This is a genomic window from Kribbella sp. NPDC000426, from assembly GCF_040300265.1.
GTDB lineage: Bacteria > Actinomycetota > Actinomycetes > Propionibacteriales > Kribbellaceae > Kribbella.
The window spans coordinates 734,831-751,872 of record NZ_JBEPDK010000001.1 but is presented as its reverse complement, the minus strand read 5'-3'; the positions used below and the strand labels follow the sequence as shown (position 1 = coordinate 751,872).

19 protein-coding genes are annotated in these 17,042 nt (G+C 68.5%); 13 read left to right on the top strand and 6 right to left on the bottom strand.

Annotated features, from left to right (window positions below):
- Positions 1-73 precede the first annotated feature (73 nt).
- Entirely contained in the window at positions 74-1,210 is a 1,137-nt protein-coding gene (locus ABT313_RS03730; RefSeq protein WP_350848298.1) for a phytanoyl-CoA dioxygenase family protein, read from the bottom strand.
- Positions 1,201-2,721, bottom strand: a complete 1,521-nt coding sequence (locus ABT313_RS03725; protein ID WP_350848296.1) for an FAD-dependent oxidoreductase — start codon at positions 2,719-2,721, stop codon at positions 1,201-1,203. The genes ABT313_RS03730 and ABT313_RS03725 overlap by 10 nt, the downstream gene beginning before the upstream one ends.
- Positions 2,722-2,793: 72 nt before the next feature.
- Between ABT313_RS03725 and ABT313_RS03720 the strand changes: the two genes are divergently transcribed.
- Genes ABT313_RS03720 through ABT313_RS03710 form a run of 3 tightly spaced genes read left to right on the top strand, consistent with a single transcriptional unit; the run spans position 2,794 to position 5,339 of the window.
- Positions 2,794-3,501 (top strand): AraC family transcriptional regulator, encoded by a 708-nt coding sequence (locus ABT313_RS03720; RefSeq protein WP_350848294.1) that lies wholly within the window; start codon positions 2,794-2,796, stop codon positions 3,499-3,501.
- Between the two features lie 18 nt (positions 3,502-3,519).
- Positions 3,520-4,542 carry a Gfo/Idh/MocA family oxidoreductase gene (locus ABT313_RS03715; RefSeq protein ID WP_350848292.1) on the top strand — a complete coding sequence of 341 codons (1,023 nt, stop codon included), beginning with the start codon at positions 3,520-3,522 and terminating at the stop codon, positions 4,540-4,542.
- A 53-nt stretch (positions 4,543-4,595) separates the two neighbouring features.
- Positions 4,596-5,339: a GntR family transcriptional regulator gene (locus ABT313_RS03710; RefSeq protein ID WP_350848290.1), complete on the top strand. Its 744-nt coding sequence runs from the start codon at positions 4,596-4,598 to the stop codon at positions 5,337-5,339.
- Here the strand turns inward: ABT313_RS03710 and ABT313_RS03705 are convergent.
- Together ABT313_RS03705 and ABT313_RS03700 are read right to left on the bottom strand one after the other, a co-directional pair.
- The gene (locus ABT313_RS03705; protein ID WP_350848288.1) at positions 5,336-6,037 is read right to left on the bottom strand and encodes a hypothetical protein; all 702 of its coding nucleotides are present in this window, start codon (positions 6,035-6,037) and stop codon (positions 5,336-5,338) included. The genes ABT313_RS03710 and ABT313_RS03705 overlap by 4 nt on opposite strands.
- 12 nt (positions 6,038-6,049) lie before the next feature.
- Positions 6,050-6,550 (bottom strand): SigE family RNA polymerase sigma factor, encoded by a 501-nt coding sequence (locus ABT313_RS03700; protein WP_350848285.1) that lies wholly within the window; start codon positions 6,548-6,550, stop codon positions 6,050-6,052.
- A gap of 246 nt (positions 6,551-6,796) precedes the next feature.
- Between ABT313_RS03700 and ABT313_RS03695 the strand changes: the two genes are divergently transcribed.
- From ABT313_RS03695 to ABT313_RS03665, 7 genes are read left to right on the top strand one after another with little or no spacing between them, the layout of a single operon-like run.
- Entirely contained in the window at positions 6,797-8,074 is a 1,278-nt protein-coding gene (locus ABT313_RS03695) for a TadA family conjugal transfer-associated ATPase (RefSeq protein ID WP_350848283.1), read from the top strand.
- Entirely contained in the window at positions 8,074-8,934 is an 861-nt protein-coding gene (locus tag ABT313_RS03690; protein WP_350848281.1) for a type II secretion system F family protein, read from the top strand. Before ABT313_RS03695 ends, ABT313_RS03690 begins: the two co-directional genes overlap by 1 nt.
- Positions 8,931-9,869 (top strand): type II secretion system F family protein, encoded by a 939-nt coding sequence (locus tag ABT313_RS03685; protein ID WP_350848279.1) that lies wholly within the window; start codon positions 8,931-8,933, stop codon positions 9,867-9,869. Before ABT313_RS03690 ends, ABT313_RS03685 begins: the two co-directional genes overlap by 4 nt.
- 14 nt (positions 9,870-9,883) lie before the next feature.
- Positions 9,884-10,081 (top strand): hypothetical protein, encoded by a 198-nt coding sequence (locus ABT313_RS03680; RefSeq protein WP_350848276.1) that lies wholly within the window; start codon positions 9,884-9,886, stop codon positions 10,079-10,081.
- A complete protein-coding gene (locus ABT313_RS03675) occupies positions 10,081-10,467 on the top strand; it encodes a TadE/TadG family type IV pilus assembly protein (protein WP_350848274.1) in 387 nt (128 codons plus the stop codon). The genes ABT313_RS03680 and ABT313_RS03675 overlap by 1 nt, the downstream gene beginning before the upstream one ends.
- Positions 10,464-10,913 (top strand): TadE/TadG family type IV pilus assembly protein, encoded by a 450-nt coding sequence (locus ABT313_RS03670; RefSeq protein WP_350848272.1) that lies wholly within the window; start codon positions 10,464-10,466, stop codon positions 10,911-10,913. Before ABT313_RS03675 ends, ABT313_RS03670 begins: the two co-directional genes overlap by 4 nt.
- A 29-nt stretch (positions 10,914-10,942) precedes the next feature.
- Entirely contained in the window at positions 10,943-11,341 is a 399-nt protein-coding gene (locus ABT313_RS03665) for a pilus assembly protein TadG-related protein (RefSeq protein WP_350848270.1), read from the top strand.
- Between the two features lie 2 nt (positions 11,342-11,343).
- Here ABT313_RS03665 and ABT313_RS03660 read toward each other — a convergent pair whose 3' ends face one another.
- Entirely contained in the window at positions 11,344-12,132 is a 789-nt protein-coding gene (locus ABT313_RS03660) for an SDR family oxidoreductase (protein ID WP_350848268.1), read from the bottom strand.
- Positions 12,133-12,193: 61 nt separating this feature from the next.
- Here ABT313_RS03660 and ABT313_RS03655 point away from each other — a divergent pair, with 61 nt between their 5' ends.
- The 3 genes from ABT313_RS03655 to ABT313_RS03645 are packed head-to-tail and all read left to right on the top strand — an operon-like array spanning position 12,194 to position 14,700.
- Positions 12,194-12,823, top strand: a complete 630-nt coding sequence (locus ABT313_RS03655) for a TetR/AcrR family transcriptional regulator (protein WP_350848266.1) — start codon at positions 12,194-12,196, stop codon at positions 12,821-12,823.
- 16 nt (positions 12,824-12,839) lie between these two features.
- Complete coding sequence (gene prfB / locus ABT313_RS03650) at positions 12,840-13,961, top strand: peptide chain release factor 2 (RefSeq protein ID WP_350848264.1); 1,122 nt, start codon at positions 12,840-12,842, stop codon at positions 13,959-13,961.
- Positions 13,945-14,700: a pentapeptide repeat-containing protein gene (locus tag ABT313_RS03645; protein WP_350848262.1), complete on the top strand. Its 756-nt coding sequence runs from the start codon at positions 13,945-13,947 to the stop codon at positions 14,698-14,700. The genes prfB and ABT313_RS03645 overlap by 17 nt, the downstream gene beginning before the upstream one ends.
- Here ABT313_RS03645 and ABT313_RS03640 read toward each other — a convergent pair.
- Positions 14,689-17,025 carry a polysaccharide lyase 8 family protein gene (locus tag ABT313_RS03640; RefSeq protein ID WP_350848260.1) on the bottom strand — a complete coding sequence of 779 codons (2,337 nt, stop codon included), beginning with the start codon at positions 17,023-17,025 and terminating at the stop codon, positions 14,689-14,691. The genes ABT313_RS03645 and ABT313_RS03640 overlap by 12 nt on opposite strands.
- Positions 17,026-17,042: the final 17 nt, after the last annotated feature.

Here is a 17,042-nt window from a genome sequence, read left to right as displayed (position 1 = left end):
CGCGCCATCCTGCCTGACGATCGCTCCGGCCCGACAGCGGCTGCCCGTGATCCGGACGTGGTTCACCCAACGTTCACGCGTTTCTGTCGGCTGTCTGTCGCCGGTCGGCGTGCTCGGCGAGCGCCTGGTGCAGCCTGTCCGGGTGCCAACGCTCTGTGACCGCGGACCGCAGTACGTCGGCCTGGGACTGGGGCGCGAGGCCGCCGATCGGCTGGTCGCGGTCGAGGTTCGTCGGGAAGGCGTAGCCCTCGGCCGTTGCCGCGATCACGTTCTCGATCGCTGCCGGATCGGCCTGGGCGAGCAGGGCGGGATAGACCGCTTCTATCATCCGGGCCCGGTCGATGCTCTCCATCGCGCGGCCGAACGCGGACGAGACCTGCAGGAGGTTGGCCATCCGCTTGATGTCGGTCGAACGGTTGCTTCCGGCAGCGTGGAAGAGCGCGGGGTTGAAGAACACCGTGTCGCCCTTGTCCAGCGGCAGCTGCACGTGGTTCTCGACGAAATGCGCCTGGAACTCGGGCCGCCGGTACGCGAGGTATCCCAGCCCGTACTTCTGCGAGTGCGGCAGATACAGCGTCGGCCCCGACTCGACCGGCATGTCACAATGCGCGACCGCACCCTGCAAAGTCAGCACGGACGACAGCCGATGCACATGCTCCGGGTACTGCGCCGCCACCTCGTCCGACTGGAATCCCAGGTGGTAGTCCCGGTGCACTGTCTGCCCCTCGCCGCCCGGGTTCACCACGTTCACCTGCGACGTGACCTGGTACGCCGGTCCGAGCCAAGCAGCCGACACCAGTGCGAGCAGATCGTTGGCGTAGTACGCCGTGAACACGTCAGGCGCACCGACCGCGAGCTTCTCGAGCGCGTTCCACACCCGGTCGTTCGCACCCGGCTTCGCGAAGTGGTCGCCGGCCGCGACGCCGGACCGGTGCTGCTCGTCGATCAGCCGGTTGAACTCGACAGTCGTGGCATCGACCACGTCGTTGCTGAAGGCACCTTTCAGGACGACGATCCCCGGCCCGTCGCTGAACGCCCGGACGAACTCGGTCTGCACTTCACGCGGATCGGCGGCTCGGACCCGCGCGGCGTCGTACACCGGCACCTGCTGCTCGACGGTCACGGCTAGTGGGTAGTCGGCCGGATCGGTCTGGTCCTTGAGAACGGTCAGCAGATCGTCGAGCCGGGCATCGGCGGGTTTCAGCCACATGCTTCTAGACTGCTTGACCAGCTGAGCACCTGTCCACGTTCGAGCAGTCTGGCCTGCAGCTTCTGCACATCTACTTCTTGTACGTCGGTCTGCTCCCGGAGCGACTGCACAGCGGCGACTGCAGCCGACTCGGCTAGTACGCAGAAGACAGGTTCCATCCGTGTCGCGGCGTACCCGACGTGGGAGGCGGACAGGCAGACCGGGACCAGGAGGTTGCCCATCTGCTGTGGAGTGATGGCTCGGTAGGGGACCGGGTACGGTCGGCCGGTGCCGAGGTGGCCGCCGATGAACATGTCGCCCTCGGTGGCCACGCCTAGCTGGCCGGATGCGCTCCGGCTGGCGATTCGTCGTACCGGATAGACGTCGACACCGAACAGGGCAAGACCGATGCTGTCCGCTGGTTCGGTCTGGTTGATCACGTCTGCGTGGGTGATCGTGTACTGACCTTCGAGTCGGCGGCAGACCCGGATGTACAGCTGCGGCGGCCAGCCGTCTGTCTCCGGGAAGACGCTCCCGTCCAGTCCGTACGCCGCTGTCTCCGCCCGGAACGCTGCGGGCACCGACGGGTCTGTCGACAGGAAGTGGTGGAGTCCACGGAGGTAATCGAGGTGCTGACGCCAGATGCGCGAGCGGACCTCCCAGCTGCCGTCCTGGTATTCCCGGCTCAGTCCTAGCGGAGCGTTGGTGATCAGCGAACTACGCTGGTAGTTGTACTCGCCTGAATTGATCCAGCCGGGGAAGATGCCGGACAGGTCCTCCGAGTACTCGAGGTACCGCCGGACCAGTTCGTAGTCGGCTGGTGAGTAGTTGTCGGGCGGTGTGAGCTCCACGCGCTTGGCAGGGTCCGTAGTGACGTAGAAGCGATAGTTGTAGGCCTGCGTGTAGTCGTCGCCCGAACCTGTAGCCAGGCCGTGGTCTTCTTCGACCAGCGGCAGCAGTCCGCTCGTGCTGTCCCCAGGAACGACATACGGGTCGATTGGGGTCCAGTTGGTGACCGGACGGACGCCTGCGAGCTCCTCACCGAAGGTGTCCTGGGACTCGCGTCCGGTTCGGTAGGGGACGCTGGCGAGAGCCATCAGGTCGCCCTCGTAGGAGGCGTCGATGAAGTACGCCGCGTGGACCTCGCGATCGGGAAGAGAGTCGGCAGCGGGTACGCCCCACAGGTCCGGCGGCGATGTCTCGAGCTGAACGGACGTGATCCGGTTGCCGGCGCGGCTCACCGACCGCACGCGGCGTTCGAAGATCACCTCGATCCCGGACGCGGCGATCCAGTCGTGGAGCGCGCGCATCACCTCGTGCGGGTGGTCGCCGAAGCCGAACACCACGTCCCGCGTCAACCCGCCCGCTGCGGCCGGTACCGGACAGTCCTGCGCCGGCTTGATCCCCGCACCGAGCATGCCGCCGAGCCACCGACTCGGCTCGACCAGCACCACCGACGCACCTTCCTGGTACGCCGTCATCGCCGCGACACAGCCCGCGGCCGTTCCTCCGTAAACGCAGACATCGACCATGTCATGCACTCTGCAACAACCACAGCCCGCCTAGAAATAGCAGTTCTGAGCGTGCTCATGTACTTTCTTGCCATGCTCGAGCTGGACGGCTACCTGCTCGCACCGCCCCGGTCGCAGTTCGCTCTGCCGTTCGACACCTACGAAACCTGGTGCCTTCTGCTCCCGGCCACCGGCTCGTTCGACTACCAGGTCGGCGACGCGCGTGGGACCGCCAAGTTCGGCGATGTCGTCGTCTGTCCGCCCGGCGGCGTCCTCCATCGCCGCATGCGCACGCGAACGTCGTTCTTCCACGCGCGCTTCAGCACCGAGCTGGAGCCGCCGACCGGCCGCACCCGAGTCCGCGACCTCGACCGCCTCCGCGGCAACCTGAGACTGCTCGAGAACGCCACCACGGCGATCGCGACCCACGTGGTGACCGACGTCGTCCTGATGCTCAACCGCACCGGCTCCCCACAAGACCCGCTGATCCACAGCGCCATGACCTATCTCAACGAGCACTACGCCTCACCGGACGTGTCGTTGACGGAGCTCGCAGCTGTCCTCGGCATCAGCCCGTCGCAGCTCTCCCGGCGCTTCCGCGCGGCCCGTGGCTCCACACCGGTCGCTTACCTGCGCGACCTCCGCCTCCAGAAGGCACGTGAGCTGCTGACTGAAACCGATCAGACCCTCCAGGTCGTAGCCGAGCACACGGGCTACCGCAGCGCGTTCTACCTCAGCAGAGTGTTCAGCGCGCAGACAGGACAATCGCCGTCGGACTATCGACGTACCAGTCGGGTCTGAAGCGTTTTAGGCTTAGCTATGCGGACAGACCACGGGCTCCCCGTCGTGCGGTTGGGACTGATCGGGGCCGGCCGGATCGGCACGATGCACGCCGGCAATATCGCGCGGCGAGTGCCCGGCGTCGAGTTGGCGGCAGTCGCCGACACCAGGCCGGAGGCGGCCCAGAAACTCGCAGCCCGGTACGACGCCGCGCCTGTGACCGTCGACGAGGTGTTGAAGGATCCGGAGCTCGACGGCGTGGTGATCACGTCGCTCGCGATCTCGCACTCCGAGTTGATCACTCGCGCCGCCGAGGCCGGCAAGGCGGTCTGGTGTGAGAAGCCGGCGTCGCTGACGCTGGCGGAGATGGACCAGGCCATCGCCGCGACCGATCGCGCTGGTGTCCCGTTCCAGGTCGGCTTCAACCGGCGGTTCGCCAAGGACTTCGCCGCCGCGCGCCGGACGATCGAGGACGGCGGCATCGGGACGCCGCGGCTGATGCGCTCGATCACCCGCGATCCCGGCCGTCCCGGCGGTATGCGGTACGCCGATCGCATCCCGCAGTGGACGATCTTCCGCGAGACGCTGATTCACGACTTCGACATCCTGCTCTGGCTCAATCCCGGCGCGCGGCCGGTCGAGGTCTACACGACGGCGGACGCGCTGGTGGCGCCGGAGTACAAGGACGCTGGGCTGCTCGACACCGCGGTCGTGATGATCACGTTCGACAACGGTGCGATCGCGACGGCCGAGGCGAACTTCTCGTCGTACTACGGGTACGACGTCCGCGGCGAGGTGTTCGGCAGCGAAGGCATGGTCGTGGCTGGTCAGCTCGCCAGCAGCGCAATGGTGCATTACAACGCGAGCGGCGTGCACCAGCAGACGTTGCGTAGTGACGAGGAGATGTTCCAAGACGCGTACGTGCAGGAACTCGCCGACTTCGCCGACGTGGTGCGGACGAACGGCGTACCGCCGGTGACCGGCCGGGACGCGCGCAACGCCTTGCAGGTCGCGCTGGCGGCGATGACGTCGTACGAGGAGCGCCGTCCGGTGCGGATCTGATCAAATCCGGGTGGTGGGTCGACGGAATCGGGCCCAGCATTCAAGATGTGCCCATGAGTACCGTCCAGGTCCAGGTCGATCGGAACAGCCGTACGCCGTTGCACGTTCAACTGGCGCAGCAGCTCGAAGCGGCCATCCAGGGCGGTGAACTGCCCGTCGGTTCCCGGCTGAGCAACGAGGTGGACCTGGCCGAGGCGTACGGCCTCAGCCGGCCGACAGTGCGTCAGGCGATCGCCCGGCTGGTCGACCAGGGCCTGCTCGTCCGCAAGCGCGGCGTCGGCACACAGGTCGTCGGAAACTCCGGTCAGGTACGCCGGTCCCTCGAGCTGACCAGCCTGTACGACGACCTCGCAGCCGCGCACCGCAAGCCCGAGACCGAGGTACTGCGCTTCGGGATCTCGCCCGCAACCGCAGAAGTGGCCGCTGCACTGCAGTGCGAGCAGGGGGACCGGGTGCTCAGGCTGGAGCGACTGCGCCGTGCAGATGGTGAGCCGCTGGCCCTGATGCGGAACTGGCTGCCGCCGGACCTCCTGGAGACCGACCCGACCACGCTGGCCGAGCGGGGTCTCTACCAACTGCTGCGGGCCGAGGGTGTCCGGCTGAAGGTGGCGCACCAGACGATCTCCGCCATCCCGGCAACGCCGGAGCAGTCACGTCTGCTGGCAGAGGAGCCAGGCTCACCGCTCCTCGCGACCACCCGCGTCACGTACGACGACCACGGGCAGCCGGTCGAGTACGGCTCCCACCTGTACCGCGCGAGCCGGTACTCCTTCGAGCACACACTGGTGCACCGCTAAGAGACGCGCGGCGGGTACACCCACTGCTTGCTGCCAGCGATCTCCGTCAGCTGTGCGATCGACAGGATCGGAGCGGGCCGGCTGTGCTCAACGCCTTCGTCGCGAGGCGCGTTGTAGTTGCTGATGCTGATCTGTCGCCCGTCCGGGTAGAAGAGCTCGACGGTGGTCACTGTGATTCCGCCGGGATTCACGCGGTCCGTGTACAGGGGCCGGTTGGCGTAGGCGACGTACACCGTGCCGTCGGGCTGGACGGTGCAGGTGCCGGCAGGGGAGCCGTTGCAGTTGGTGTTCGCCTGCGCGGTCATCATGTCGACCGTGAGCAGTCCGGCGCCGTGACCGTCGTCGAGCACCACAGAGAGGGTGCCGTCCTCAGATGTGTTGGTGTGGGTGCGGTGCAGGCTCTTGGGCAGTAGCGCGGCCAGAGTCTCCGCAGGCGTCAACGGCGTCGGGCGGTGTGCGCTGGGCTTACTGGCTGGCTGAACAGCTGCGTCGTGCTGAAGCAGTTGCGTGCTGCCGACGATGATGCCGACGGTCGCCAGTACAGCGGCCGCGCCGGACAGCCCGGCCAGTGCGGTCCGGCGGCGGCGCAGGACCTTGCCGCGACGGATGCCCCGGGCAACCAACTCGGGAGTGGCCGGCTGGAGGTCCTCGGTGGCCCGCCGCATCAGGTCCGGGAGGCTGTCGTGAAGGTCGGTCATGGTGCTCCCAGCTCAATGTGCGGTCAGGTGGACGGCTTCGTCGCCGAGCACCGCTCGTAGGCGGCTCAGCGCGCGTGACGTACGCGTCCTGATCGCACCGGTGTTCTTACCGAGGTCCTGCGCTACCTGCTCGGTGCTGCGGTCCTCGAAGTACCGCAGTACCAGCACTGCACGGTCCAGCGGGGACAGCTCTGCCATCGCCTGCAGCAGGGACAGGCGCAGCGCGTGGTCGCCAGGAGGGTCCGCACGGTCCGGCGTCCGCTCGACTGGCCGCTCGGTGGAGCTACGGCGCCGCCGCTGGGAGATGTACGTCCGCGCCAGCACGGTCTGGGCGTACGCCGCTGGGTTGTCCGCCTGCTCCACCCGCCGCCACGCGCGGTACAGCTTGGCCAGCGTCTCCTGGACCAGGTCCTCCGCCAGGTGATGCTCGCCGGCCAGCAACCAGGCAGACCGGTACAGCTGCGGCGTCCGCGCCCGCGCGAACTCCTCGAAGTCCTGTGTAGACCGTGTCAAAGCACCCTCCCGAGGTCCCTCCACCCGGTTCGACGCCACGAGTCCGCGTTCTGTTACCGCCGAATTGCAACAAGCTGCAATTTCCTGGACCGGTGGTGAGGCGATGGATACGGTGAGTGAGCCTCCGGCGTGTCACGGTTGTCCACAGGGTCGCCTCCGCGAGTGGCGCGGGCCGCTCCGGACTTGAAAGGATGGTCGCGCATGGTGACCGCACGGTCGCCAAACGGGACACACACGGGGAGATCGATGACAGCGGACAGGCTCGACGCGCACCGGTCCGGGTGGGATGGTGCCATCGAGCTGATCGACGCCCAGGTGCGCGACGTCGTCCGCCGCGAAGGCATCGACCCGCTCCGCGATCCCGGCGCGGTGAACGCGATCGTCGCCCTGGTCGTCAAGGAGTACGACGAGCGCAGCCTGACCGGCGTCGTCCCGCCGATCGGCGACGTGGAGGCGGTCAGCCGGGAGGTGCACGACCGGGTCGCCGGCTTCGGGCCGCTGCAGCGCTATCTGGACGACCCGACCGTCGAAGAGATCTGGATCAACGAGCCGAGCCGGGTCTTCATCGCCCGTGAGGGCCGGCACGAGCTGACCACGACCGTCCTGACCGAGGAAGAGGTCAGCGACCTGGTCGAGCGAATGCTCAAGACCACCGGCCGCCGGATCGACGTGTCGCAGCCGTTCACCGACGCCCGCCTGCCCGACGGGAGCCGGGTCCACATCGTGCTCGGCGGCATCACCCAGCGGTATGCGGCGATCAACATCCGCAAGTTCACCGTCCGCGCGACCAGACTGGCCGACCTGGTCCAGCTGGGTTCGCTGACACCGCACGCAGCCGCGGTGCTCGAAGCATCCGTTGCTGTCGGCCTCAATGTGCTGGTCTCGGGCGGCACGCAGGCCGGCAAGACCACGATGCTGAACGCGCTGGCCGGTTCGATCCCCGGCAGCGAGCGGGTGATCAGCTGCGAAGAGGTCTTCGAGATCAAGCTGCCGATCCCCGACTGGGTGTCGATGCAGACTCGTCAGGCCGGTCTCGAGGGCACCGGCGAGGTGCGGCTGCGCGACCTGGTCAAGGAGTCGCTGCGGATGCGGCCGTCGCGGGTGATCGTCGGCGAGGTGCGCGGTGAGGAGTGCCTCGACCTGCTCCTCGCGCTCAACAGCGGCCTGCCCGGCATGTGCACGATCCACGCGAACTCGGCCCGCGAAGCGCTCACCAAGATGTGCACGCTGCCGCTGCTGGCCGGCGAGAACATCGGCTCCCGCTTCGTGCTGCCGACCGTCGCGGGGTGCGTCGACATCGTCGTGCACCTGGGGATCGCGGCGGACGGGCATCGCCGGGTGCGGGAGATCGTCGCGGTCACCGGGCGGGTCGAGGAGCAGGCGATCGAGACCGAGTCGCTGTTCGTGACGTACGACGGGTATCTGCGCCGCGCCGAGGGACATCTGCCGCATCCGGAGCGTTTCCAGCAGGCCGGGTACAACGTGGCCGGACTGCTCACCGAGCTGCCGCGGGGCGTGGCCTGATGGGGCTCCTGATCGGGTTGTTCTTCGGGGTCGGCGTGCTGCTGATCATCGCGGCGTTCGTGTCGCCGTCCGAGGCGGTGGCCGGCGAGGACGGGCGGCTGCGCCGCAGGAGTCGTGAACTGCTTGCCAGTGCAGGGATCGAGGGCCTGACTCCCGGTGCGTTCATGGGGGCTTGTGTGATCACCGGGCTGGCGGGGTTCGTGCTGATGTTCCTGGTGTCCAGGGCCTTGCCGGTCGGTGCGGTGTTCGGGCTGATGGCGGGCTGGCTGCCGATCGCGTTGGTGCGGTCCAGGGCCCGTCGGCGGCTGGCGGAGTTCCGGGAGTTGTGGCCGGACGTGGTGGACAACGTCGCGTCCGCGGTTCGCGCCGGGTTGTCGTTGTCCGAGGCGTTTGCCCAGGTGGGTGAGCGCGGGCCGTTGCCGCTGCGGGAGCCGTTCCGGCGCTTCGGTGCGGACTATGCGTCGACGGGCCGGTTCGCCGAATCGCTCGACCGGTTGAAGGCTCGCCTGGCCGACCCGGTCGGTGACCGGGTGGTCGAGGCGCTGCGGATCGCGCGCGAGGTCGGCGGTGGCGATCTCGGTCGGCTGCTGCGATCGCTGTCGACGTTCCTGCGCGACGACGCCCGGACCCGGTCCGAGCTCGAGTCGCGACAGTCTTGGTCGGTCAACGGCGCTCGGGTCGCCGTCGCCGCGCCCTGGTTGGTGCTGGCGATGCTGTCGTTCCAGGGCGATGTGATCCAGCGGTACAACTCACCCGTCGGCGCGCTGATCATCGGCGCGGGCGCAGTCATCTGCGTGCTCGCGTACCGGTTGATGCTGCGGATCGGTCGCCTGCCCGAGCCCGAGCGGGTGCTGCGATGAGTCCGATGCTGGTCGGCGGCTTCCTCGGTGCACTGCTCGGCGCGGGGTTGCTCGTCGTCGTACTGCGGTTGTCGTTCCTGCGCAAACCGACGGTGGACGAGCGGATCTCGCCGTACCTGCGGGATCTCGGGGCGCCGGATGTCTTCGTCGGCGTGGTCGATTCTCGGTCGCCGTTCTACGCGATCCTGCGGTTGTTCGGGCCGTCACTGCGGTCGGCGGCCGCCCGGCTCGAGCGGATCCTCGGCGGCGCGAACACGATCCGCCGGCGGTTGCAGCGGGCCGGGATCCAGCGCACGGTGGAAGAGTTCCGGATCGAGCAGTTGCTGTGGGGCGCGCTGGCTTTCGGCGCCGGCCTGGTGATCTCGATCATCGCCGCGGCGTTCAACGCCGGGGATCCGGTCGCCCTGATGGTGTTCTGCCTGGTTCTCGGTGTCCTCGGTGTGCTCGGCCGTGACACCTACCTGACCGCACAGGTACGACGTCGCGAGCGGCGACTGCTGGCCGAGTTGCCGACTGTCGCCGAGTTGCTGGCGTTGTCGGTCGCCGCTGGTGAGGGGCCGGCGGCGGCACTCGATCGGGTGACGCGATCGTGCCGGGGCGACCTGGCCGACGAGCTGGAACGGGTCCTGGCGGAGACCAGGGCGGGGGAGTCGCTGGTCCGCGCGCTCGACGCGCTCGCGGATCGCACCGGATTGCTGGCGCTCTCGCGCTTCGCGGACGGGCTGGCGGTGGCGCTCGAGCGCGGCACCCCGCTGGCCGACGTACTGCGGGCGCAGGCCGCCGACATCCGGGAAGCGGGGCGCCGTGAGCTGATCGAGTCGGGCGCGCGCCGCGAAGTAGCCATGATGGTGCCGGTGATCTTCCTGGTCCTCCCGGTGACCATCGCCTTCGCCTTCTACCCGGGCGCTGTCGGAATCCGGCTGATCGCCGGATGAATCGAGGAGAGGTCATGTCCCTACACCTGACGAGACTGTTCGTGGCGTTGCTGCTGAGGCCGCGCCCGGCGCGGACAGAGCGCGGCGACGTCCCCGGCTGGGTGCTGATCACCGTGATGACGGCCGGCCTGGTCGTCGTGATCTGGCGGGTGGCCGGCGACCAGCTCGCCACCATGCTCAAGGACGCGCTGTCCTCGGTCTCGAACAAGTAATGCGCAGAGCCCGTGGTGAGCGGGGCGCGGCGGTCGTCGACTTCGTCCTGGTCTCGACGCTCGTGGTGCCGTTGTTCCTCGGGATCCTGCAGGTCGGCCTGTTCCTGTATGTGCGAAACACGGTGACCGCCGCCGCCTCCGAGGGCGCGCACTACGCGGCCGTGCTCAACCGGGAGCCGGCCGACGGTGAGGCACGCACGCGCGAGCTGATCAGCGGTGTGGTGCGGGACCAGTTGATCGACTCGGTGTCGGCGGAGGCGACCGATGTCGACGGGCAGCCCGGCGTCGAGGTCACCGTCGACGCTCACATGCCGCCGCTCGGGCTGTGGGGACCAGGTATCTCGTTCAGCGTCCACGGGCACGCGGTCAAGGAGACGGGCGAATGAGGCGCCGCCGGGACGAGCGCGGGAGCGCGATCGTCGAGTTCTCCTGGTTGGCGATCCTGCTGATGGTCCCGTTGGTGTACTTCATGCTCGGCGTCTTCGATGTCCAGCGCGCGTCGTACGGCGCGACCGCGGCGACCCGCGCCGCGGGACGGGCCTTCGTCATCGTGCCGGACGGCGTGTCCGAGGACGAGGCGCGCTCGCGGGCGTTCGAGGCCGCCAAGCTGGCGATGAAGGACCAGGGGATGGACCTCACCACCGACGAGCTCACGATCAGCTGCAACCCGGCCTGTCTGCAGCCGGGGTCGACGGTGACCGTCACGCTCAACACCGAAGTACGCCTGCCGCTGATCCCCGATGCGCTCGGTGGCGAGCCGCCGGCGATCCGCATCAGTGCCTCGCACACCGAGGCGTTCGGCGACTACCGCGAAGCCAAAGGCGACGGATGAGTCGGCGGAGGCGGGGCGAGGACGGGCAGATGTCCGTGCTGATCATCGGGTTCACCGTGGTGATCCTGCTGATGATCGTCGTGGTGACCGATATCTCGAAGGCCTTCCTGGTCCGCCGCGATCTCGACGCGACCGCCGACGGCGCCGTTCTCGCGGCCGCCAACGGCCTGGCCGCGGTCTACGCCCAGCCCGGCGCGGGCGGCAACGCGGAGCTCGACCCCGACCAGGCCGCCCGCCTGACCGCCGACTACCTCAACGAAGTTGCCGCCAGCAACAGATTCGACGGCCTGGGCTGGTCCGTCGACGTCAACGGCGCCACGGTCACCGTCCGCCTGACCTCCACCGCGAACCTCCCCTTCCACCCACCTGGCTTCCCCACCTCGACCAACCTCTCCTCCGAGGCCGCCGCCATCGTGCCGATCCGCTGAGCTCAGAACAGCCCGGGGTGGTCGGCGAGCCAGGTGGTGAAGGTGCGGCCGGTGTGGCCGGTGAGGAGTTCGACGCCGGGCTCGATGCGCTGGGGCAGGCCGACGCGGGACTTCCAGTAGGCCAGCAGCGTCTCGCGCTGGCCTTCGTCGCGCATTCGCATCTCAGCGCGGGCCTCGTCCGGGGTGAGGTCGACCGCCTCGATCGGTACGCCGGTGGCCGCGGTGATCAGCCCGATCTGGTGACGACGGGTCATCGACTCCGGACCGGTGAGCGGGTAGCTGCGACCGTCGTGGGCGCTGCCGGGTCCGTCGAGGAGGATGCGGAGCGCCGCGTCGGCGATGTCCTGCTCGTGGATGGGGGCCTCCTCGGCATCGAGGTAAGGGAGCCGGATCTGACCGGTCGCGCGGACCTGGTGCGCCCAGTACTTCGCGTTGCTCATGAACGCACCGGGTTGCAGGCGCGTCGTCGCGTACGACCCGTTGGCGATCACCTGCTCGGTCTTCGCGTGCGGATCGTCAGGACCGCCGAGTGAGGACAGCGACGAGAGCAGCACGACCTGCTTCACGCCGGCGGCCTCGGCTGCGGCAACGAAGGCGGGTGCTGTTTGCGGGTCGGAGTACAGGAAGACCTGGCTGATGTCGCGAAGAGCAGGCGCGGGGTCGGCGGGGTCGTAGCCGATGGCCGACGGGAGAGCGGAGGGCTCGCGGCTGGCGATGCGGACGTCGTGTCCGGCCGCGATCAGGCCGGCGGTGACGGCGCGGGCGATCGCGCCGCGGCCACCGGTGACCAAGAATGGTCATTGGATGTGCTCCAAAAATGTAGTGACTACAACAATGGATTCAGTAAAGCAGATGCTCTACGGTGTGGCAATGGAGCTCGGGCGGCGGGAGCGCAAGAAGCAGCAGACGCGGCATGCCATCTCGGACGTGGCCACGCGGCTGTTCCTCGAGCGCGGGTTCGACGCGGTCACCGTTGCCGAGGTGGCGCGCGCGGCCGACGTCGCCGTACAGACCGTGTTCAACCACTTCCCGGCGAAGGAGGATCTGTTCTTCGACGAGTCGGGGTGGTGGCTGGGGCCCGCGCGGGCGGTCCGGGAGTCGCCGGCCGAGGCGGATCCGATCGATGTGCTCGAGGCGCATTACCTGGCCGGCACGCGGGATCGGTTCGAGGTCGGGCATCTGGCGACCTGGAAGCAGTTCGTCCGCACGATCGAGAACAGCCCGGCGCTGGAGGCCCGTCGCCGGTTGCAGGCCGCGGAGCTGGAGACGACGCTCACCGAAGCCCTCGACGAACGCGCGCCGGACCACCTGCGTAACAGGCTGATCGCCGCGCAGTACGCCGCCGCACAGAAGGTGCTCGAGGAGCAGTTGATGCACATCCTGGCCGACGACGCATCCCCGGAGCAGCTCGCGGCGGCCCAGACAGGTCTCGAGCGCGCGATCACCCAGATCTTCGCCGTTCTTCGTCGCGGTCTCGCCTGAGCTAAGCTGCTTAGTTGTGGCTGGACTGGATTTTGACGCGGAGCTGAAGCAGCTCGACGTGACGATGACCTCGATCGAGAAGGTGCTCGATCTCCCTGCACTGCGCAAGGAGATCGACGAGCTCGGCGAGCAGGTCGCTGCGCCCGACCTCTGGGACGACCAGGCGAACGCGCAGAAGGTGACGTCGCGGCTTTCCAGCCTGCAGGCCGACCTGGAGCGGGTGACCGCGCTGCGTAGCCGGGTCGACGACCTCGGCGTCCTGGTCGAGCTCGGCCGCGAGGAGAACGACGCGGACAGCCTGGCCGAGGCGGAGAAGGAGCTCGGCTCGCTGGCCAAGTCGATCCAGTCTCTCGAGGTCCGCACGCTGCTGTCCGGTGAGTACGACGAGCGCGAGGCGCTGGTGACGATCCGCTCCGGCGCGGGCGGTGTGGACGCCGCGGACTTCGCCGAGATGCTGCAGCGGATGTACCTGCGCTGGGCCGAGCGGCACGGCTATCCGACCGAGGTCTACGACACGTCGTACGCCGAAGAAGCCGGGATCAAGTCGACCACGTTCGGGGTCAAGGTGCCGTACGCGTACGGCACGCTGAGCGTGGAGTCGGGGACGCACCGGCTGGTGCGGATCTCGCCGTTCGACAACCAGGGTCGCCGGCAGACGTCGTTCGCCGCGGTCGAGGTGGTCCCGGTGCTCGAGCAGACCGACGAGATCGACGTACCCGAAGAAGAGCTGCGGATCGACGTGTACCGGTCGTCCGGGCCGGGTGGCCAGAGCGTCAACACCACCGACTCCGCGGTCCGGATCACGCACATCCCGACCGGCACCGTGGTCTCCTGCCAGAACGAGAAGTCCCAGCTGCAGAACAAGGCCAGCGCGATGGTCATCCTGAAGGCCAAGCTGCTCGCGCTGAAGAAGGCCGAGGAGCGGGCCCAGCTCGACGCGCTGCGCGGCGACGTGGCCGGTTCGTGGGGCGACCAGATGCGCTCGTACGTCCTGCACCCGTACCAGATGGTCAAGGACCTGCGGACGCAGTACGAGTCCGGTAACACGTCCGGGGTCTTCGACGGTGAGATCGACGAGTTCATCGAGGCCGGCATCCGCTGGCGCCGTACCGGCCACACGGTTGCCGAGCAGAACTGAGCTCCGCGCCGACTGCGGTAGTTGCGTCGGCCTGTGCTGCATCGCGCTCACTTTCACCAAGTCGGCGGACTTCGCGCTGGACAAGCCGGCCGGTGAAGCCTGCCCGAATCTCAGCACAGACTTCCGCTGCACGATCCACAAAGACCTGCGCAGCAAGGGTTTCCAGGGCTGCACGGTGTACGACTGCTTCGGCGCCGGCCAGGCGATCACCAGCCGCGGGCAGTCCGCACCGGAGATGTTCGCGGCGCTCCCGATCCTCCGCCAGCTGCACGAGCTGCTCTGGTACCTCGACCAGGTCCTCGAGTACGACGAGACCGCGCGCGAGGCGATCGCCCGCATCGAGGACGTCAGCCGTACGCCGGACCTCACGACCGTCGACGTGAACGCCGAACGCGCAGCCGTGAACGAACTGCTCCTCAAGACCAGCCAGCGCGTCCGCGGCAAGCAAAGCAAGAAGAAGGAACGTCGCGGCGCCGACCTGATCGGAGCCCGCCTCCGAGGCGCCGACCTCGCCAAGGCCAACCTGCGTGGCGCCTACTTGATCGGCGCTGACCTCCGCGAGGCGGATCTACGCCAGGCAGACCTGATCGGCGCGGACCTGCGCGACACAGACCTGCGCGGCGCCGATCTGAGGGGCGCCCTGTTCCTCACCCAGTCCCAGGTCAACGCTGCACGCGGCGACCACTCCACCAAACTCCCGCCGGCCGTGGAGCGGCCGGCGCATTGGTCACAGCCGTAGCGTCACGTACCGCGTCGAGCCGGCCGCACCGGTCACGTCGACGGTCACGTCCGCGCCCAGCAGCGTACGGCGTACTGTGACGCCCTCGTCCGCGTCGACCAGCCGTGCGCCAGGTGCGAGCAGGTGCAGCCGGAGCGAAGTCGCCAACTGGGTCGGATCCGAGATACCGAGCCGAACGGTCGGTCCGTCGATCCGGCGAACGACCGAACACGGGTCGTCCGCAACCAGCCCACCGACCCGACCGGCCTGCCAGAAGTTCGCCAGCGTCAGACCGTGTCCGAGATCGAGCACGGCCTGCACCACCGTGGTGTTGCTGAGGATCACAACCCCTGGGTTCCGCGACAACGCCCTGGTCTGCGCGACCGAGGCCCCCGGAACGATCAGATAGCTGTACGACGCTCCCGCCGGATCCACCCCGTGGTCGGTCCACAGGGTCGCGTACCGCCGCGTGATCGGTGTCGTCGGGCCACCCGTGTTGACGTCCCGCCACGCGCCGGTCCGGGCCTCCCGCAGTACCTTCACGTCCGCACCCGACGGGAACACGTATCCGCCGACACCCTCCAGGTGTGCCCAGCGCGCGTCTTCGATCGTCGCCGTGTCGCCGAGCCCCGGAACCCGTACCTGGCCGTCGACAGTCAGCGTGTTCGTCCCGTCGCTGTGCAGGTTGTGGTTCTCCACCACGGTCTCCACCGGATATCCGCTGCTGCCGGTGATACCGGTGCCTAGGGCAACGACGTACCGGTCCAGGCAGAACCACGACTTCCGCGCACGCATCGGCGAGGACGGCCCTTGCAGGTCCTGGCCGACGGCGGCGTACCCGTCGAGGGTGCTGCCGCCGACCCAGGTGCTCGTGGGCCGAGCCGCTCCCCACTCGCCGCCGGCCTTCGGTGCGAGCGGCAACTTGTCGACCGTGATGCCGGGCAGACGACAGCGATCGACGGTCGGCCAGAAGGCATCCGCGTACTGCCCGTTGTCGTGGTCGTAGAGGTAGGTCATCCCGGACCCGGAGTGGTATCCCTGGTCGTTCTCGCCGTTGCCGCACTCGTAGTAGGCGATCCGGCGGCTGGCCATCGAGATCGAGTACGCCCAACCGGACCGCCGGTGCACCGACCGGTCCATGCTCGCGAACAACGTATGCCCGTCCGCCTCCGCGGCCGGCTGCACACCCTGCAGGGACTTGATCAGCGCGACCCGCGGAATGCTTGCCCCCGACAACATGTTGCCGAACGTGTCGCGCGCCAGCCAGCCGGCGACCGCGGCGCGCCAGGGGCCGGCCAGCGACGCATCGACGCCCGCGGCCAGGCGCAGGATCGCCTCGGCGGCGATGTAGGCGTCGTCGTGGTCCGACTCGGTGTTGCGCGACACCGCGCGCCCGCGGACGAAGTCCATCATCCGCAGATCGTGGACCACCGGGAGGAACGTTCTGGCGACGGAGTCGAACAGGATCTGCCGCTTCGGGTCGGTCACCGCCCACGGCGAACCCGCGAGCAGCGCGAGCAGTTTCCCGATCCCGCCCAGCAGCACCTGCCCGTAGGTGCCGGTGTACGCGACCCAGGTGTGCTGTACGAACGAGCCGTCGCGGTAGAACCCGTCGCCGGTCGTGACGTACTGCCAGACGTCGCTCAACCCGTCCCGGGCGTGCACGAGCTTTGCCTCGTCCTCGGTGACGAGCGCGCGGACGATGGTCGCCTGGCACAGGTCCACCCGGTTGGCTCCGGTCGACACGACCGCGCGCGACGGCGGGAACATCTGGTACGGATCCGGCACGAAGTGGTCGATCGCGGCGCAGTACCGCGCCCGGGCCTCGGCCGGCAGGACGTCGTACAGCAGGACCATCGTGTTCGCGAGCGGCCGGGTCGCGCCGATCTCCCACGACCACCAGTTGCCGAACTCGGCCTGTCCGGGGTTGTAGATCAGCCGGTCCATCGACTCCAGTGCGGCCTGGAGGTCGGCGAGCAGGCTCGCACTGGAGTGGTACTGCGAACCCGGCGTCGCCCAGGCGGTGGCGAGTTGTTCCAGCCGGACGTACGTGTTCGCGACCGAGGGATCGGCGGTCAGCGGGTAGTCGGTGAAGACCTGTGTGCGCGATGCCGATCGGTCGAGCTTGGCGAGCGAGGCTGTCGCGCCGGCGTCGAGACGGGTCAGGGCAGCGGCGAAGTCGGGGTCGGAAGGATCGAGGACCGATCCGCCGGTGAGCGCGTCGGCCCACTTCCGGCGGAGAGCGGCCATGTCAACGGGGTCGGCGGGATCGGCGAAGGCTCGAGGGCTCAGTGTCATGGCGGCGGCGGTTGCGGTCGAGGCGGCGAGGAACGTCCTGCGTTTCATGAGGTCTCCTGCAGTGG

Excerpts from the sequence above, each read along its gene's own strand:
- ABT313_RS03730 (WP_350848298.1), bottom strand. The coding sequence starts at position 1,210 with ATGTGGCTGAAACCCGCCGATGCCCGGCTCGACGATCTGCTGACCGTT.
- ABT313_RS03725 (WP_350848296.1), bottom strand. The coding sequence starts at position 2,721 with ATGGTCGATGTCTGCGTTTACGGAGGAACGGCCGCGGGCTGTGTCGCG.
- ABT313_RS03720 (WP_350848294.1), top strand. The coding sequence starts at position 2,794 with ATGCTCGAGCTGGACGGCTACCTGCTCGCACCGCCCCGGTCGCAGTTC.
- ABT313_RS03715 (WP_350848292.1), top strand. The coding sequence starts at position 3,520 with ATGCGGACAGACCACGGGCTCCCCGTCGTGCGGTTGGGACTGATCGGG.
- ABT313_RS03710 (WP_350848290.1), top strand. The coding sequence starts at position 4,596 with ATGAGTACCGTCCAGGTCCAGGTCGATCGGAACAGCCGTACGCCGTTG.
- ABT313_RS03705 (WP_350848288.1), bottom strand. The coding sequence starts at position 6,037 with ATGACCGACCTTCACGACAGCCTCCCGGACCTGATGCGGCGGGCCACC.
- ABT313_RS03695 (WP_350848283.1), top strand. The coding sequence starts at position 6,797 with ATGACAGCGGACAGGCTCGACGCGCACCGGTCCGGGTGGGATGGTGCC.
- ABT313_RS03690 (WP_350848281.1), top strand. The coding sequence starts at position 8,074 with ATGGGGCTCCTGATCGGGTTGTTCTTCGGGGTCGGCGTGCTGCTGATC.
- ABT313_RS03685 (WP_350848279.1), top strand. The coding sequence starts at position 8,931 with ATGAGTCCGATGCTGGTCGGCGGCTTCCTCGGTGCACTGCTCGGCGCG.
- ABT313_RS03680 (WP_350848276.1), top strand. The coding sequence starts at position 9,884 with ATGTCCCTACACCTGACGAGACTGTTCGTGGCGTTGCTGCTGAGGCCG.
- ABT313_RS03675 (WP_350848274.1), top strand. The coding sequence starts at position 10,081 with ATGCGCAGAGCCCGTGGTGAGCGGGGCGCGGCGGTCGTCGACTTCGTC.
- ABT313_RS03670 (WP_350848272.1), top strand. The coding sequence starts at position 10,464 with ATGAGGCGCCGCCGGGACGAGCGCGGGAGCGCGATCGTCGAGTTCTCC.
- ABT313_RS03665 (WP_350848270.1), top strand. The coding sequence starts at position 10,943 with ATGTCCGTGCTGATCATCGGGTTCACCGTGGTGATCCTGCTGATGATC.
- ABT313_RS03655 (WP_350848266.1), top strand. The coding sequence starts at position 12,194 with ATGCTCTACGGTGTGGCAATGGAGCTCGGGCGGCGGGAGCGCAAGAAG.
- ABT313_RS03640 (WP_350848260.1), bottom strand. The coding sequence starts at position 17,025 with ATGAAACGCAGGACGTTCCTCGCCGCCTCGACCGCAACCGCCGCCGCC.